Origin of the sequence: Sinorhizobium saheli (genome assembly GCF_001651875.1) — a bacterium.
GTDB lineage: Bacteria > Pseudomonadota > Alphaproteobacteria > Rhizobiales > Rhizobiaceae > Sinorhizobium > Sinorhizobium saheli.
The window spans coordinates 243,883-260,040 of sequence record NZ_LNQB01000072.1 but is presented as its reverse complement, the minus strand read 5'-3'; the positions used below and the strand labels follow the sequence as shown (position 1 = coordinate 260,040).

General features: G+C 63.8%; 19 protein-coding genes. 11 read left to right on the top strand and 8 right to left on the bottom strand.

Annotation, left to right across the window (positions count from 1 at the left end):
• Nucleotides 1–75: 75 nt before the first annotated feature.
• Both ATB98_RS13450 and ATB98_RS13445 read right to left on the bottom strand, forming a co-directional pair.
• Complete coding sequence (locus tag ATB98_RS13450) at nt 76–684, bottom strand: PilZ domain-containing protein (protein WP_066874379.1); 609 nt, start codon at nt 682–684, stop codon at nt 76–78.
• 91 nt (nt 685–775) lie between these two features.
• Complete coding sequence (locus ATB98_RS13445) at nt 776–1,438, bottom strand: PAS domain-containing protein (protein WP_084435460.1); 663 nt, start codon at nt 1,436–1,438, stop codon at nt 776–778.
• A 341-nt stretch (nt 1,439–1,779) separates the two neighbouring features.
• Here ATB98_RS13445 and ATB98_RS13440 point away from each other — a divergent pair, with 341 nt between their 5' ends.
• Complete coding sequence (locus ATB98_RS13440) at nt 1,780–2,511, top strand: rhomboid family intramembrane serine protease (RefSeq protein WP_066874409.1); 732 nt, start codon at nt 1,780–1,782, stop codon at nt 2,509–2,511.
• A 361-nt stretch (nt 2,512–2,872) separates the two neighbouring features.
• Nucleotides 2,873–3,301, top strand: a complete 429-nt coding sequence (locus ATB98_RS13435) for a CBS domain-containing protein (RefSeq protein WP_066874377.1) — start codon at nt 2,873–2,875, stop codon at nt 3,299–3,301.
• Between the two features lie 198 nt (nt 3,302–3,499).
• Here ATB98_RS13435 and ATB98_RS13430 read toward each other — a convergent pair whose 3' ends face one another.
• The 3 genes from ATB98_RS13430 to folE form a co-directional block, all read right to left on the bottom strand.
• Entirely contained in the window at nt 3,500–4,462 is a 963-nt protein-coding gene (locus ATB98_RS13430; protein WP_066874375.1) for a patatin-like phospholipase family protein, read from the bottom strand.
• Between the two features lie 314 nt (nt 4,463–4,776).
• A complete protein-coding gene (gene hisI, locus ATB98_RS13425; RefSeq protein ID WP_066874373.1) occupies nt 4,777–5,229 on the bottom strand; it encodes a phosphoribosyl-AMP cyclohydrolase in 453 nt (150 codons plus the stop codon).
• Between the two features lie 71 nt (nt 5,230–5,300).
• The gene (gene folE / locus ATB98_RS13420; protein ID WP_066874371.1) at nt 5,301–5,918 is read right to left on the bottom strand and encodes a GTP cyclohydrolase I FolE; all 618 of its coding nucleotides are present in this window, start codon (nt 5,916–5,918) and stop codon (nt 5,301–5,303) included.
• Between the two features lie 340 nt (nt 5,919–6,258).
• Between folE and ATB98_RS13415 the strand changes: the two genes are divergently transcribed.
• The 5 genes from ATB98_RS13415 (at nt 6,259) to thrS (ending at nt 10,276) form a co-directional block, all read left to right on the top strand.
• Complete coding sequence (locus tag ATB98_RS13415; RefSeq protein WP_066874370.1) at nt 6,259–6,705, top strand: iron-sulfur cluster assembly scaffold protein; 447 nt, start codon at nt 6,259–6,261, stop codon at nt 6,703–6,705.
• A 5-nt stretch (nt 6,706–6,710) separates the two neighbouring features.
• Entirely contained in the window at nt 6,711–7,088 is a 378-nt protein-coding gene (gene yidD / locus ATB98_RS13410; RefSeq protein WP_066874368.1) for a membrane protein insertion efficiency factor YidD, read from the top strand.
• A gap of 8 nt (nt 7,089–7,096) precedes the next feature.
• Entirely contained in the window at nt 7,097–7,504 is a 408-nt protein-coding gene (locus tag ATB98_RS13405; RefSeq protein WP_066874407.1) for a DUF2267 domain-containing protein, read from the top strand.
• A 41-nt stretch (nt 7,505–7,545) separates the two neighbouring features.
• Nucleotides 7,546–8,085: a DUF1697 domain-containing protein gene (locus ATB98_RS13400; protein ID WP_066874366.1), complete on the top strand. Its 540-nt coding sequence runs from the start codon at nt 7,546–7,548 to the stop codon at nt 8,083–8,085.
• A gap of 205 nt (nt 8,086–8,290) precedes the next feature.
• Complete coding sequence (thrS, locus tag ATB98_RS13395) at nt 8,291–10,276, top strand: threonine--tRNA ligase (RefSeq protein ID WP_066874364.1); 1,986 nt, start codon at nt 8,291–8,293, stop codon at nt 10,274–10,276.
• A gap of 226 nt (nt 10,277–10,502) precedes the next feature.
• On the opposite strand, the gene ATB98_RS13390 is transcribed toward thrS, so the two are convergent.
• The gene (locus ATB98_RS13390) at nt 10,503–11,498 is read right to left on the bottom strand and encodes a hypothetical protein (RefSeq protein ID WP_066874362.1); all 996 of its coding nucleotides are present in this window, start codon (nt 11,496–11,498) and stop codon (nt 10,503–10,505) included.
• A 100-nt stretch (nt 11,499–11,598) separates the two neighbouring features.
• Here ATB98_RS13390 and ATB98_RS13385 point away from each other — a divergent pair, with 100 nt between their 5' ends.
• The gene (locus ATB98_RS13385; RefSeq protein WP_066874360.1) at nt 11,599–12,183 is read left to right on the top strand and encodes a nitroreductase family protein; all 585 of its coding nucleotides are present in this window, start codon (nt 11,599–11,601) and stop codon (nt 12,181–12,183) included.
• Nucleotides 12,183–12,785: a flavin reductase family protein gene (locus tag ATB98_RS13380; RefSeq protein WP_066874358.1), complete on the top strand. Its 603-nt coding sequence runs from the start codon at nt 12,183–12,185 to the stop codon at nt 12,783–12,785. Before ATB98_RS13385 ends, ATB98_RS13380 begins: the two co-directional genes overlap by 1 nt.
• A 103-nt stretch (nt 12,786–12,888) precedes the next feature.
• Here ATB98_RS13380 and ATB98_RS13375 read toward each other — a convergent pair whose 3' ends face one another.
• Complete coding sequence (locus tag ATB98_RS13375) at nt 12,889–13,605, bottom strand: aldolase/citrate lyase family protein (protein ID WP_066874357.1); 717 nt, start codon at nt 13,603–13,605, stop codon at nt 12,889–12,891.
• A gap of 72 nt (nt 13,606–13,677) precedes the next feature.
• Between ATB98_RS13375 and ATB98_RS13370 the strand changes: the two genes are divergently transcribed.
• On the top strand, nt 13,678–14,808 hold the full coding sequence (locus ATB98_RS13370; protein ID WP_066874355.1) for a DUF2336 domain-containing protein: 1,131 nt from the start codon (nt 13,678–13,680) through the stop codon (nt 14,806–14,808).
• Between the two features lie 21 nt (nt 14,809–14,829).
• On the opposite strand, the gene ATB98_RS13365 is transcribed toward ATB98_RS13370, so the two are convergent.
• The gene (locus ATB98_RS13365) at nt 14,830–15,261 is read right to left on the bottom strand and encodes a hypothetical protein (protein ID WP_066874353.1); all 432 of its coding nucleotides are present in this window, start codon (nt 15,259–15,261) and stop codon (nt 14,830–14,832) included.
• Between the two features lie 339 nt (nt 15,262–15,600).
• Here ATB98_RS13365 and ATB98_RS13360 point away from each other — a divergent pair, with 339 nt between their 5' ends.
• Nucleotides 15,601–16,071: a GNAT family N-acetyltransferase gene (locus ATB98_RS13360; RefSeq protein ID WP_066874351.1), complete on the top strand. Its 471-nt coding sequence runs from the start codon at nt 15,601–15,603 to the stop codon at nt 16,069–16,071.
• Nucleotides 16,072–16,158: the final 87 nt, after the last annotated feature.

Genomic DNA, 16,158 nt, shown 5'->3' with positions numbered 1-16,158 from the left:
TCCTGCCGAAATCCGTCAAAAAATCGCACCCACCGCGATGGCTTGCGGTAACGCAACACGATTTTCAGCAGCCTGCTAGAGGAATTCGGTCAGCGCTTCGCGGGACTGGACGCTCAGGAACTCGATGGCGACGCCTTCCTGGAAGTGGCGGACGACGCGGCCCTTCATGTTGCCGAGCCTCACCGCGGTGCCGATGGCAGGGCGCACTTCGATATCGACGGCGGCGCCCGAAAGCGAAAGGTCGATGATCCGGCAGGGAAACTTGTCGCCGGTCTCGACCGTCAGCTCCGTCAATGTCTTGCGCGGAGCAAGCCGGTCGTGGCGCCGGTCCTCGGGCAGTCCGAGCTCGTGCTTGTTGGCGATCCAGGTCAGTTGGGCCGCGAGTTTCTCGCGTTTGCGTTCCGTGGCGTTGAGCTGGATCACGAAAGCGTCGTCCGCAAGGCGCGAAACGGTGCCCTCGAGCCGTCCGACATGGTCGACATAGGCGATGATGCGCTCGCCGGCGCGCGGCCGTGCGGCAGAGGCAAGGAGGACGTCGCCCGGCGACATGTCGAGCGCGGTGCACTCATACTCGTCGCGGTTGGCAAGCATGAGTCGTCCCGAAAGGTTGACCGAAACGCGCTGGAAGGCGCTTTCCTGGTGTGGCTTCGGGCCGCTGTTTTGCGCATGCTGAAACGAGAACATGTTCACTCTGCATCTGACGTATCTTTGCAGGCGAAAGCATAGATCGCGTGGGTTAATAGAAGGTTCGCTGCAACCGGAACGACGCACGTCCTCAGTCGCGCCCGGCACCTTCCAAGCGGCCGCGCGGGTGCTGCGCGTCGATGGCTGGGCCACGATTGTCGGCGCCGCCGATCGTCGGACGGAAAAGCGGTGCGGGTCCGGGTTTGCCGACTTCAAGTTGCCGCAGGTCCTGTGCAACGAGGTGGGCGAGCGGCGTCATATGCAGCCACGGGGGCCGGGAAAGCGGCGACAGGGCTCCGAGCACGCGGTCGCCCTTGCCGTCCGGCGAGGCGAGGGGGGCCAGCAGCAGTTCGATGTCGAGGCGGTCCCCGTCACCGGTGGTGCCGAGGGCGGAAAGGAGCATGGGCGTGCGCCGGGCCATTACGTGATCAGCGATCCGGGCAGCGAGGCCGGCTTCCCCGGCGACCCACAGGGCCGAAAATAGCTGGTCGCGCAATTCTTGTCCGAACAGGGCGCAGACATGGGTTCCGGCAAGACGGAACCGGATCGTGCCGTCCGCCTGCCGTTGCAGAATGAAAAGCTCCGGCAGGAGCGTGCGGATATCGGCGGGCTGGATTTCGTCGCGACGGGGGAGGTCGCGGTCGCCCCGGGTGGCATTCCAATACTGAAACAGCTCGGTCGTCGTTCTGCTGCGCATGTGTCGCCCATTCCCTGATACGGGACGCCGGCTGTTCCATAATGAGGCAGTCGGCATCCTTCTCGCGATCTCAGGAAGGGTGTTGCGATTTTCGTGCCAGCCCGGAATTAAGGTTAATGATTGGTTTCGGTTGCGTTTGGCGCCCGCTGCTGGCATTTCGATTGCATCACTTCACGAAGGCTTGCCTTCAGCACATCGACTGAAGCGCCGGATTCGGCGCGGGATGGCCGTTCAGTTTTCGCTGGACGGCCTTTTTTTGTTTGCTTATGCCTTCGCTCGGCTCCGGTCGGCAGGCCGCAACCGACCTGCTTCAATGCCGAATGCTTCTGAAGATCGGTTCCGCTTCGATCAACCGTGCGGTGAACGCGATCGTAAAGGTCGATGGAAAGAGATTACCCATGGAAAGCGATCAGGCGGGAACACCAGCGGAAACGGATGCCGGCAATGCGGTCCGCCGCAGCCGCGAGCCCGCTTTCAACCTTCCGCCGGGCCTGACGGGTATCCTCCTGTTCCTCGTCGCAATCCATGCGCTCAGGACCTATGTGCTATCGGCCGAGCTCGACCAGGAACTGATCCTCAATTTTGCGTTCCTGCCGGTGCGCTACACGATTCCGCTCGGCGAGCAGGGGCTCGTCTGGCTCTGGACGCCCGTGACCTATTCCTTCCTGCACGTCAGCTGGGAACACCTCGTCTTCAACATCTTTTGGATGGTGGCGTTCGGGGCGCCGGTCGTGCGGCGGATCGGCCTTGCGCGTCTCGCCGCGTTCTGGTGCCTGTCGGCGGCGGCTGCCGTAGCGCTGCATGTCGTCTTCCATTGGGGCGAGATGGCGGTGGTGGTCGGGGCCTCGGGCGTCGTTTCCGGTTTCATGGGCGCGGCGGTGCGTTTCGTGTTCTCCCCCAGCGGCCGCATCAGCCGCCAGTTCGCCCATCTCAATCGCCGGCTGTCGGTGACCGAAACGCTCACCAACCGCTCCGCGCTCGTCTTCACCGGCATCTGGTTCCTGACCAATTTCCTGGTGGGCTTGGGCCTCTTCTCGTTAGGGGGAGCCGGCAGCGTGGCCTGGGAAGCCCATATCGGCGGCTTCCTGTTCGGCTTCTTCCTGTTCGGGCTTTTCGATCCAAAAAGATAAGGATGGCCGCGGCCGCCGGTACAGTACACGACAGTGCTTGTTGTCTAGCCCGGGAAATAGCTGACGGGCGGCTAAGTGGTGTGAGGTGTTGGCAGAGGCTTGATTTCCCGCGGTCGCTGACGCACCATTCATCACGGCCGCCGAACAATGTTCGTGAGGCGACCGCGGAAAGGCCGGGTGTCGGTGCGGCTTTGTGCTGGAGGTGCGCGAAAGCCGGCTCGGTACCGGAATGGGTTCAGGCTCCTGCGGCCGGCCGCGCGAACGTCATCTTGACCCCTCCTGCGTCTGGAGGACGTGCAGCAATTGATGCGGCCAGGACCTCTCCCGTCGGCCCGGTGTTGTCGCAACGGGAGATGTGTGCATGTCAGTGAAAGCGATTCTCAACGAAAAAGGCCACAACGTCGTCACCGTCACGCCGAATGTGACGGTTCAGCAAGCGGCGACGTTCCTGCACGAAAACCGTATCGGGGCCGTTGTCGTTGTCGATCCGGACGATCATATCATGGGCATTCTCACCGAACGCGATGTCGTCGCGTCGATTGCCAAATACGGCGCTGCCTGCCTCGACAAGCCGGTTTCATCGGTCATGTGGCAGAATGTCTATTGCTGCCGCGAGGAAATGTCGGTGGACACCCTGATGGAGATGATGAGCAAGTTGCGTGCGCGTCATCTGCCCGTGGAGCGGGATGGGCAGCTTGCGGGCATCGTGTCGATCGGCGACGTGGTCAAATATCATATTCGCGCCATCGAGACCGAGACGGAACAGATCAAGGCCTACATCGCCGGATAACGGCTTCCGGTTTCGCCTGTTCCTGCGCCCCTGGGTGCTTGAGCGGCAGCGGCGCCCGCCTGCGGCGTCGCGCCTCTTATCGGAGGCCGCAGCAAACCGCGGTAAACGCACGGAGCTTGGCGGATGGTCGTCCTGCACGGAGTGAGGTGAGAAGTCCACCTTGGAGCCGATGATGCATGGTTGCCGAACTTCCGCCGGTCAACGGATCAGCGCTTCCTGCATGCGCCTGATCTCGGCGAGCTTCGTCTTCGCTTCCTGATAGCCGCGCTCGATCGCCTCGCCGGCGCGATGAAACTCGGAAAGGCCGACGTCGTTGAGCTTCGGGTGGAGGGAGAGGTCCGGCGGATCGCCGGCCAGCCGCGCGCGCGAGATCCGGTCCTGGATGATGTTGAAGGCCTGGACCATGACGCTGGTCATGCCGAGCCGGGCCGAAAAGCGGTTGGTTTCCGCCGGCGGCGCTTCGGGCGTTTCCATGCCGGCGCTGTGCTTGACGACGGCCGAGCGCCCGTAGAGGTCGTAGTTCAGGTTGACGGCGACGACGAGCTGCTGCTCATGGGCGCGGCAGACCGAGACGGGAACCGGATTGACGAGGGCGCCGTCGATGAGCGTCCGGCCGTTGGCGTTGATGGGTTCGAAAATACCCGGAAGGGCGTAGGACGCGCGAATGGCGGTGATGAGCGAACCCTTCTCGAGCCAGACCTCATGGCCGCTGTGCACTTCGGTGGCAACCGCCACGAAAGGCCGGCCGAGATCCTCGATGAGGAGGTTCTGCAGATGCTCCTGCATGCGCTTGGTGAGCCTGAGGCCGCCGAACAGGCCGCCGCCGCCAATCGCGAAATCGAGCAGTCCGGCGATACGCCGCATGGTGAGGGAACGGGCAAAGGTCTCCAGCTCGTCGAGCTTGCCGGCGAGATAGCAGCCGCCGACGAGCGCGCCGATCGAGGTGCCGGCAATCATGCCGACCTCGATGCCCTCCTCGTCGAGCGCCCTCAGAACGCCGATATGTGCCCAGCCGCGCGCCGCACCGCCGCCGAGCGCCAAGGCGATCTTCGGCTTCTGGAGTTGAGGAACCGGTGCTGGAGGAGTGGTCGTGATCGATGCCCCGTTCGGGCCAGATAAATCCGCAATTTGGCTGTTGCGCGTAAATGTCCAGTTCAGCATTCGGCACCTCCAACACCGCCGAACAGATTGCATCAAGCGCGCGTCTTGTAGGAAACCCTGCCAAGCCGGCGGTGGCGCCGGTCTCGTCGAAATTTCATCGGTGTAAGACAGGCACCACGACTGAGATTAGCATCGAACCGGCCACAAATACGGCCCGCCCGATAAACAATGGATACAGTTTGCAACACATCTCGGTTCGCCACGGTTACCGCGGGAACCGCATTTCTAAGTAAATGATTAGGCACCCGTTTGGTTGCCAAAAGATAAATATAGCACGAGGCTGGACCAAGAAAATGCAGATGCGCGCGCGAGAACTATTTTTCGCCGTAGATATCTGCCGGATCGAAATGCCTGTGGTCGTCGGTGATGGTTAGCGTCGCCTTACCGTCGTCGATACCGACCGTTCGATAGAAGCAGGAGCGGCGACCGGTATGGCAGGTGGCGTCATGGCCGGCGACCGAGACCTTGAGCCAAACGGCGTCCTGGTCGCAATCGGTCCGTATTTCCCGCACCGTCTGCAGATTGCCGGAGCTTTCGCCCTTCTTCCACAGGCGACCGCGGGAGCGGCTGTAATAGTGGGCGATGCCGGTCTCGACCGTCAGGGCGAGGGCCTCGGCATTCATGTGCGCGACCATCAGCAGCTCGCCGTCGCGCGCATCGGTGACGACGGCGGTGACGAGCCCCTTCTCGTCGAAACGAGGGGTGAAGGCCGGACCGGTCTCCAGTTCGGCCTTGTCGTCCGAGGGTTGGGCGAAGGTGAGCGTCATCGCTGTAGCACTTTGGACTGCTGCCTGTCCGCCTTCAATCGACGCCGATCAAGGGAAACAGGCAGCCGGGCTTACTTGAAGCCCCTGAGCAGGGTCATGAAACGGGCCTGTTCGGCCGGCTCGCTCTTGAACGCGCCGGTAAAGGTCGTCGTCAGCGTCAGCGCGCCCTGCTTCTTGATGCCGCGCATCGCCATGCACAGGTGCTCGGCCTCGATCATGACCGCGACGCCGCGGGGCGCCAGCGTCTCGTCAATGGCCTTTGCGATCTGCGCCGTCATCGCCTCCTGCGTCTGCAGGCGGCGGGCGTAGATATCGACGACGCGTGCGATCTTGGAAAGACCGAGCACGCGGCCGTTCGGCAGGTAGGCGACATGCGCCTTGCCGATTATCGGCACCATGTGATGTTCGCAGTGCGAATAGAACGGGATGTCCTTCTCGAGCACGATGTCATCGTAGCCGGAGACTTCCTCGAACGTGCGGCCGAGCACGTCTTCCGCGACCAGGTCATAGCCGCCGAAGATCTCCCGATACGATTTGGCGACTCTCGCCGGCGTGTCCCGCAGACCTTCCCGGGTTGGATCCTCACCTGCCCAGCGCAGGAGTACGCGAACGGCTTCTTCGGCTTCCTTCTGTGTCGGTCGACCGATCTTGTCGTCGAGCACAGGAAAATTCTTTACTATGGCGTCCATCTGGCCCCTTCATGCGCAATACTGGATTGCTGACGTTTTACCTTTCGGACAACTCGCCACTGGCCATTCGCCTAACCCTGCAGGCTTGGGTTCCGTTGGCGGGCTCCGGGGCTTTCCGGTCCTGGCTTAACAGTGCACTGGACCTTCCGGCACGGTTTCCCAAACAACAGGCGACACTTATCCCCTTGCGGAAGTGTCGCCCCAACACGACATAGCATATAGTATGGCGCCACATGGATGAAAGAGGGCCAACGAAGCACGCCGTGCTTTTTTCCTCTCTAGCGGAGAAAATCATGCGCCGATCACTCAATACCGCGAAAAATCAGTCGGATCGCGTCAGATGATGGATGACATTTACAACAGCAGAATTCTCGAATTTGCCGGCAACATTCCCCGCATCGGAATGCTGGCCGATGCCGATGCCGAGGCCGCGGCGCATTCCAAGCTGTGCGGTTCGAAGGTGAGGATCTGGCTGAAGATGGATGGCGACGTGGTGACCGATTTCGCCCATGACGTGAAGGCCTGCGCGCTGGGGCAGGCGTCCTCGTCGATCATGGCGCGTCACGTCATCGGCGCGCATGCGGACGAAATCCGCAGGGCCCGGGAAGACATGCTGGCGATGCTCAAGGCCGACGGGGAAGGGCCCTCCGGGCGCTTCGAGGACATGCGTTTCCTGCGTCCCGTCCGGGACTACAAGGCGCGCCACGCCTCGACGATGCTGACCTTCGACGCGGTCGTCGACGCGATCGGCCAAATCGAGGCGCGGCGCCTCGCGGCGGCCGTCTGAGACCCATGTGCCCACAGCCGGAGCGCGATCATGCCCTTCACCCTGGCGGGCCGCGCCATGCGGCCCGGGGGCGGAACTGGTCCGGGCCGTTTCGCAAGACGCCGGGACGGCTCATCGGCATGGCCCTGATCCGCACCTATCAGCTCACGCTGTCGGGTTTCGTCGGCAATTCCTGCCGGCATCTGCCGACCTGTTCGGAATATGGCTTCGAGGCGATTGCCCGTCACGGCCTCTGGAGCGGGGGATGGCTGACGCTGTTTCGCGTCGTGCGCTGCGGCCCGGGCGGCACGCACGGCTTCGACCCTGTGCCGGAAGCTTTGGCGCCCCGCCAGCACTGGTATACGCCATGGCGCTACTGGCGAAAGGAGGTGTCGGGCCCGTGACGGTGCCGATGGAATACCGGCAGGCCACGGTCGACTTCGAGCGTTTCCTTCTCGACGCGCGCGATATCGCCGGTCTCCAGACGACCAACCAGGCCTATACGGTGGTGGAGGCGGTGCTTTGCACCTTTCGCCGCCGCCTCGAAGTGCCTGACGCGCTGCTTTTCGCCAACGCGCTGCCGGCCGTGCTGAGGGCGATCTTCGTCGCCGACTGGGATCTCGAGGAGCCGACGGTGCCGTTCTCGGGACGCCGCACCATGACCCGCGAGGTGCAGGCCTTCCGGGGCGATCACAAACTGTCGCCGGACACGGCGATCGCCGACGTTGCCGCCGCGCTCCGGCGCCATGTCGATGAAACGACCCTCGACCGCGTGCTCGCACGGCTGCCGGCGGGCGCCGTCGATTTCTGGCGGGCATGAACGTGGGTGCCTGTCGGCCGAAAGTGTGTAGCTTAAGCCGGATGAAGAGCTACGTCGCCCTGTTGCACAGCATCATTCTTGGGGAAGGGCGGCGCGTCGTAATGGCCGATCTGAAGGCGATGGCCGTGGCACTCGGCTGTGAGGCGCCCCGCACGCTTGCCGCAACCGGCAATCTCGTTTTCGAGGCGCCTGAAAAGGCGCATGAAGAGATCGAGGCCGAACTCGAAAAGGCCTTCGCGGCCGCCTTCGGCCGGCATGTCGACATCATCGTGCGCTCCGCGGAGGACTGGCTGCAGCTTGCCGCCGGCAACCCTTTTCTCGCTCAGAGCGAAAAAGACCCGGCGAGCGTTCACGTGCGGGTCATGCGTGCGCCGCTCGAGCAAGACATTCGCGACAAGCTCCTGGGCTATTGTTCAAACGGCGAACGCCTGGCGATCGTCGGCGGCGATCTCTGGGCGGACTTCGGCGGCAAGGCGAGCCACTCGAAGCTGCTCGGCGCGCTGACGACCAAACGGCTGGGGGTCGGAACGTTGCGCAACTGGAACACGGTGCGCGGCATCCGTGCGATGCTGACCGGTTGAGCCGGCGCGTGCCTTTACTCTACGGGCAAAAACCTTTATCAGGCCGGCGTCACCTGACCCGGCGAGGGCGCCGCGCGCCCGATGCGCAAGGCCGCCGGGCAATTTGCATTTTTGCACGATTCGTCTTCGTCCACTGACTGAAGGAGTCGTGCAACGACAAACCATACCACCCGCATTCGTTGGCGGGACTGGATAGGAGATCATGATGTCGCATTCCGTTTCCCTTACATTTCCTGATGGCTCCGTTCGCGAATTCGCCGCCGGCACGACCGGTCGCGACGTTGCCGAATCGATCTCGAAGTCGCTCGCCAAGAAGGCGGTGGCGATCGCCCTCGACGGCGAATTGCGCGATCTTTCCGATCCGGTGAAGGACGGCAAAGTCGAGATCGTCACGCGCGAGGACGGCCGCGCGCTGGAGCTCATCCGCCACGACGCCGCACACGTCATGGCCGAGGCCGTGCAGGAACTGTGGCCGGGAACGCAGGTGACCATCGGCCCGGTCATCGAGAACGGCTTCTACTACGATTTCGCCAAGAACGAGCCCTTCACGCCCGACGACCTGCCGGTCATCGAGAAGAAGATGCGGGAGATCATCGCGCGCAACAAGCCCTTCACCAAGGAGGTCTGGTCGCGCGACAAGGCCAAGGAGGTCTTTGCCGCCAAGGGCGAGACCTACAAGGTCGAGCTCGTGGACGCCATTCCCGAAGACCAGGATGTGAAGATCTATTACCAGGGCGACTGGTTCGATCTCTGCCGCGGCCCGCACATGGCCTCGACGGGCCAGATCGGCCCGGCCTTCAAGCTGATGAAGGTGGCCGGCGCCTATTGGCGCGGCGACAGCAACAACCCGATGCTGACGCGCATCTACGGCACCGCCTGGCATAGCCAGGAGGAACTGGATCAGTACCTGCATGTGCTTGCCGAGGCCGAGAAGCGCGACCATCGCCGCCTCGGTCGCGAGATGGACCTCTTCCACTTCCAGGAGGAGGGCCCCGGCGTCGTCTTCTGGCACGGCAAGGGCTGGCGCATGTTCCAGAGCCTCGTCGCCTATATGCGCCGCCGCCTCGAGGGCGACTACCAGGAGGTCAATGCGCCGCAGGTGCTCGACAAGTCGCTCTGGGAGACGTCCGGCCATTGGGGCTGGTATCGCGACAGCATGTTTCAGGTGACGGTCGCCGGCGACGAAACGGACGACGACCGCGTCTTCGCGCTGAAGCCGATGAACTGCCCGGGGCACATCCAGATCTTCAAGCATGGCCTGAGGTCCTACCGCGAACTGCCCGTCCGCCTGGCGGAGTTCGGTGCCGTGCACCGCTATGAGCCGTCCGGCGCGCTGCACGGCCTGATGCGCGTGCGCGGCTTCACCCAGGACGACGCGCACATCTTCTGCACCGACGAGCAGATGGCTGCCGAATGCCTGAAGATCAACGACCTGATCCTCTCCGTCTACGAGGACTTCGGCTTCAAGGAGATCGTCGTCAAGCTCTCGACGCGGCCCGACAAGCGCGTCGGCTCCGATGCCTTGTGGGACCGCGCCGAGGCGGTGATGTTGGACGTCCTGAAGACGATCGAGGCGCAGTCCGAAGGCCGCATCAAGACCGGCGTCCTGCCGGGCGAGGGCGCCTTCTACGGCCCGAAGTTCGAATACACGCTGAAGGATGCGATCGGCCGTGAATGGCAGTGCGGCACGACCCAGGTCGATTTCAACCTGCCGGAGCGCTTCGGCGCCTTCTACATCGACAGCGAATCCGAGAAGCGCCAGCCGGTGATGATCCATCGCGCCATCTGCGGTTCGATGGAGCGCTTCCTCGGCATCCTGCTCGAGAACTTCGCCGGTCACATGCCGCTCTGGATTTCGCCGCTGCAGGCGGTGGTCGCGACGATCACGTCCGAAGCCGACGACTACGGGCGCGAAGTCGCGGAGCGTCTGCGTGAGGCGGGACTTACGGTCGAGACCGATTTCCGCAACGAGAAGATCAACTACAAGGTCCGCGAGCATTCGGTGACGAAGGTTCCGGTGATCGTCGTATGCGGCAAGCGCGAGGCGGAGGAGCGCTCCGTCAACATCCGCCGCCTCGGTTCGCAGGCGCAGACGTCGATGTCGCTGGAGGAGGCGGTCGCTTCGCTTTCGGCCGAAGCCATGGCGCCGGACTTGAAGCGCAGGGCGGAAAGGCACGCCGCCCGCGGCTGACGCTGCGGCGTGGCGCAAAGCTTCCGTGATGTGATGACAATAAGGGGCCGGCGGGAAATCAAATCGCCGGCCCCTTACGTTCGGCGGCCGGGCTGACGTAGCGTCACCTGCTTGTCGTTAGAGCATTTTGCAGTCAGGTGGAATCACCCGACGTCGCACAAATGCGGCAAAAACAAATGGATAGGCGCGAACGCATGTGAGCGCCATCCCGCTCTAGGTGAGGGCGTCAGTCCTGGGCGTCGGGCGTTTTGTCGCCTTCGTCGTTGCCGCTGAGCAGCACTTCCACGTCGGTGTTGACGCCGGCCTTCACCGCGAAGTCGCGCTGGTAGATCCTGTCCTTGTTGCGCGCGACGGCCGTGTAGCTGCCCTCGGCGAGAACGAGCGTCGGGAAGGCGCCGACGCTCTCGCTGACGACGTCGCCGGAGGAGGTGAGGATCGACCAGGCGGTGTCGGCGATCGCCTCGCCACCGGCTTCCGAGACGAGCTTCAGGGTCAGCTTCGCGGCCCGGTGCTGAATCGTCGCGTCGGTCAGCTTGCCGGCCTCGATCTGGATGTCGGCACGGATCACGGCATTGACCGAACCGTAGTTGGATACGACGTGGTAGGTCCCGGCATTGAGGCGGATCACGGTGTTGGGCTTCACGTCGGCGACCACAAGCGCCCGTTCGCCGTCCTCCTTCACGTCGGCGGAAAAGATCGAAAAGCTGAGTTCGTTCGGCGGGATGCGCACGTCGCTGCCGGAGACGGCATTGAGCATCACGCCGCCGGCATCGAGCACCAGCACCTGCTTGTCGAGCGTGCCTTCTTCGGGCACGCGAATCTTGCGGGTCGCGCCGGCGCGGCCGAAGGCGACGTTGACGAAATATTCGCCGGGCACGAGGTTGAACGCCGTCGATCCGCCTTCGGAAGTGGCAAGCAGCGGAAGTTTCCCGTCATTGCCGGGAATGGGGCTGAAGACCCGCCAGGTGAGGCCCGCCTGCACCGGCTGGCCCTTGGCGGTCAAGAGCGCCTCGAGCTTCACGTCCTTCAGTTCGCCATTCTGGGTGGGGTCGGTGATCAGCGGGCCGAAGCTCGTGAGCTTCGGCATCTTGCGCGTGCCCGAGATTGACGGAAAGCTCTTGAAGGCGTCGGCGGGGTCCTCGGCAAGCGCCCGCCCGAAGCCGCTCCCCGCGAGCGCGATCGCCAGAACGGACCTCAGAAAAATACGAGAGCGGATGCACATGAGGGCAGTTGACTTCTTGACGGGGTGAATCCACTTGAGACGCCGGTATGGCATTTTCGTGGCTGTCGGTCCGGCGGCAAGTTAGTGGAATTCGCTCGATATGAAAACTGAAATCACACTCGTGGATTACCTCGCCTCCCGCAGGTCCATTCCGGCTTTCCAGATGGGGGCGCCCGGACCGGGCAAGGCTGAAGTGGAGAAAATGCTGCAGCTCGCTTCGCGCGTGCCGGATCACGGCAAGTTGGCGCCCTGGCGGTTCATCGTTTATCGTGGCGAGGAAAGGGCGCGGATCAGCGCCGAACTCAGGAAAATGGCGCTCGCCGCCCGGCCGGATATGCCGGAAGAACTGATCAAGGTGGAGGAGACCAGGCTGACGCGCGCGCCCGTCGTCGTCGCCGTCGTCAGCAAGGCGGCGCCGCATTTCAAGATCCCCGAATGGGAGCAGTTGATGTCGGCCGGTGCCGTCTGCCTCAACCTGCTGATGGCCGCCAATGCGCTCGGCTATGCCTCCAACTGGCTGACCGAATGGTATGCCTATGACGAAAGGGCCTATCCGCTTCTCGGCGTCGAGGCGGGAGAGCGGATCGCCGGTTTCGTTCATATCGGCACGGCAATGGTGCCCCCGACTGAGCGCCCGCGGCCGGAGCTTTCGGAAATCGTCACCTGGGTCGGGGAAGACGGCTGATGTTCTACGATACGGCTGAGAACCGGCACGGCTTGCCGCACGATCCCTTCAAGGCGATCGTGTCGCCAAGGCCGATCGGCTGGATCGGCACGCGCGCGGCGGACGGTTCGCTCAATCTCGCGCCTTATTCTTTCTTCAATGCGGTCAGCGATCGGCCGAAGCTCGTGATGTTCTCTTCGAGCGGCTACAAGGACAGCGTGCGCAACATCGAAGAGACGGGGGAGTTCACCGCGAGCTTTGCGAGCCGCAACCTGAGCGAAGCCGTCAATGCGACCTCGGCCCCGGCCCCGCACGGGGAGAGCGAGTTCGAGATCGCCGGGCTGACGCCTGTCGAGGGAAGGCTCGTCAGGGCTCCTTTCGTCGGCGAGGCTTTCGCAGCGCTCGAATGCCGCATGACGGACATATACCGGCCGAAGGGCCTCGATGGCGTGGTCTCAGAGAGCTATGTCGTCTTCGGCGCCGTGGTCGGCATCCATATTCGCGACGAGGCGATCCGCGATGGCCGCTTCGACATGGCGACCGTCAGGCCGCTCGCCCGTCTCGGCTACATGGACTATTGCGACGGCGGCGACGTATTCGAGATGATGCGGCCCATCCGCTGAGTCAGAGCATTTTGCAGTCAGGCGGAATCACCTGACGTGGCACGAATGCGGCAAAAACAAACAGATAGAGCGGTGGCGCGAACGCATGCGGGTGCATTCCGCTCTAGGTCTCGGGCAGCACGCCCGCCGCGGCGAGAAGGTCGAGCTGCTCCGTCGAGCCGACGGCCACTGCGGAAAAGCCGTTTTCAAGGCTGTTTGTACAAAGCCGTCGCACGGCCGCCTCGTCGAGGGCGTCGGCAGGCAGCATCTCGTAGGCGATGATGCCGGCTTCGCGTGCCCTGAGCACGGCCATGGCGCGCCCGGCCCGAACAACGGCCGGCACGTCGCCGGTCGCGGTGACGCGCTTGCAACCGCACGCTTCCGCAAGCATCGAGGCGTCGAATATCAGCGCGGCAAGCCGCGGAGAGGCGCCGGACAGCGCGTGCGGCGACAGGACGCTCTCCGGGACCGTCGCGTACTCCGCCAGCAGCGCCGTTCGGCCCTGGGCTATTCCCGCCTCTGCCTCGGCGACCTTCAGCATCACATCGAGCTTCTGGAGATCGGCCGGTCCCCGGCATGCGGCCAGAACGACGCCATCGATGCGGCCGGCAAGCAGAAGACGAAGCTCGTCTTCGCCGACGTCCGATCCGACCCGGGCCAGAAAAAGGCAGCCCGCCCGTGCCTGCTCCGCCGCTCTTTCCGCTACCAAGCGGGCAAGCTGATCACCGCCCGCTTCGACGATGACGCCCTGCACCGCCTTCCGCATCTCTGCGGAGGGGAGCGCTTCGGCCGCCGGTAGATAAAGCAGCGGCTTGATGGTTCGTGCGCGGTTAACAGACATGGTGAACCAATCTTAAACCTTTGAGCGCTAATATTCGGACATTGGGGCTTTCGGGTGTCTAGTGGGGCATAGGTGATCATACAAGCATTTCTTCGCTGGGTGGAAACGGCGAGAACCGGCGATCGCGCACGCGCCGCAAATGCGCTTGGGCGCGCCTATGCGAAGGCCGAGATCAACGGCATCGACCAGCAGGCGGCCGAGATGGCCATGACGTTCCTGCTCGACGATCCTTCGCCCAAGGTGCGTCTTGCGCTGGTCGAGGCCCTGGCGGACTGCTCGACCGCGCCGCGCGCGATCATCCGGGCGCTTGCAGAGGACCAGCCAGAGATTGCCTATGTCGCCATTTCCCGCTCCCCGGTGCTGACGGACGAGGATCTGGTCGACATCGCCGCCCGCGGCAGCGTCGAGACGCGAGCGCTGATCGCTTCGCGCAGTACCGTCTCCTGCGCCGTCGCGGCAGCCATCGCCGAAATCGGCGGTGAGGAGGAGGTGCTGATCCTGCTGGAAAATCCGGGCGCCGGGCTTTCGCAGCGGTCGTTGCGACGGATCGCCGGCCGGCTCGGCCATGTCGCAGCCGTCCGGGACAGGCTGCTCGCGCGCGGCGATCTGCCGAGCGACGCGCGACAGTCACTCGCCGAGGAGGTCGGGGCGGCGCTCGCCACCTGTGGCCTGGTCCGGGCGACGATCGGCGAGCAGCGGGTGCAGCGCATCGCACGGGAAGCCTGCGACGCGGCCGCGCTTGCCCTTTCCGCGGCGGCGCCCCAAAAGGAACTGCCCCGGATCGTGACTCATCTTCGCGAGGCCGGCCGCCTGACGCCGGCGCTGCTCCTGAGCGCGCTCTGCAACGGCAAGGCTGAATTCTTCTCCGCGGCGATCGTCGATCTCACCGGCGTTCCGGAAAGGCGCGTTCGCGCCATCCTTTCCGGCGGCCGTGTCCATTCGGTCCGCGCCCTGATCGAGAGCGCCGGGCTCGGCCGTGAGTTGAGCGAGGTCTTCGCGGAAGCGGTGCTGCTCTGCCGGAGCGAGGCAAAGGCGGGATCGGAGGCGTCCGTCCCTGTCGCCGCCAGGCTCTCGGACCATCTTCGCCGCCGCTCTTCGGGTGCTTCCCATGCGATCGCCGAGCTCGTGGAACGGCTCGCCTTTGCCGAGCAGCGGCAGATGGCGCGTGACTACGCGCTGCTGGTGTCCCGCGAGGCTGCCTGATTTTCCTGGCGTCCAGCCGCGTCAGTTGCCGAACCGGCGCGCAACCCAGGAGTAACCGTCTTCCACATAGTGGACCGGCGCCGTGACGATCGCCTTCAATTTCTCCCGGTCCGGTATCGCGCCGCTGACGAGCGCCAGGGCGCGCTTCGGCAGGGTCGGCTTTTGTTCTTCCAGGGGCGACGCCGGGGTCTGCTCGGCGGCCGCGTTTTGAGCCGGCGCGGCATCGATTTCCGGAACCGGTTCGGTCGAGGCCATCCCATCCGCTCCCGAGGTCTCGCAGACCGCGACCACGACCGGGTAGTTCCTGTCGGAGAACTGCGGCAATTCCTTCTGCGATTCGGCATCGCATCGGGCGATCGATGGCCAGTTGCCGTTTACGGTCGAGATGTAGTGGCACTGGGTGACATTGTCGTCGCAACCGAGAATGGTCATGACGATGAGGGCGGCTTTCATAGTCTCTCTTGCTCGTTAGATCACGATGATTCTAGATCGGATCGACCAAAATCATCGTGATCGATTCTAATAGTTTAGAGCGGGATGCTGCGGAAAATCGCTCCACACTTTTCCTCATCCCGCTCCAGCTGACTGCGCTTCAAATCTTATGGCCCCTCGATTCGCTCCGAAGTAGGGCCAATCTGCTGTCGCTCCCGGAACAAATTGTTTCGCACCGTTACCCGGATTGATTGCGGCCAGGACCGCTCCTGCGCATTTTGTCGTATTGGTTCCGGCCGACTGGGCCGATAGGTTCGAGGCGCGCTCAACACCCGCAATGCTTTTCCATCGAGGCCTTGAATGACCGTCGTAACAATTGCCGAGGAGCCGCCGCGCCAGGCGGCCACCGTCCGACTGCTCGAACTCTCCGACGCCTATGCGGCATCGCTTTATCCTGCCGAGAGCAATCATATGGTCGATCTCTCGACCCTCGAGGGACCTGGCGTCTCCTTCTTCGTCGCGCGGCGTGACGGTGAGGTCGTCGGTTGTTGTGCCCTGGTCGAAGCCGGCGATGGCACCGCCGAGATCAAGCGGATGTTCGTGGACGCGGAGGCGAGGGGGCTGAAGATCGGCAAGCGGCTTCTCGCAGCGGTCGAGGCCAAGGCACAAACGCTCGGGCTCACGGCGACCCGCCTCGAGACCGGTATCTACCAGCCGGAGGCGATCGGGCTGTACAAGGCGTTCGGCTATCAGGAGCGCACGCCGTTTGGCAGCTATCAGCCGGATCCGCTGAGTTTGTTCATGGAGAAAAAGGTGGCGCGGGCGGCCTGAAGTCGAGCGAGGATCTGCCCCTCAATCGGCCTGCCGGCCACCTTCTCCCCGCAAGCGGGGCGAAGGGACTCGCGGCGAGGCACCGCC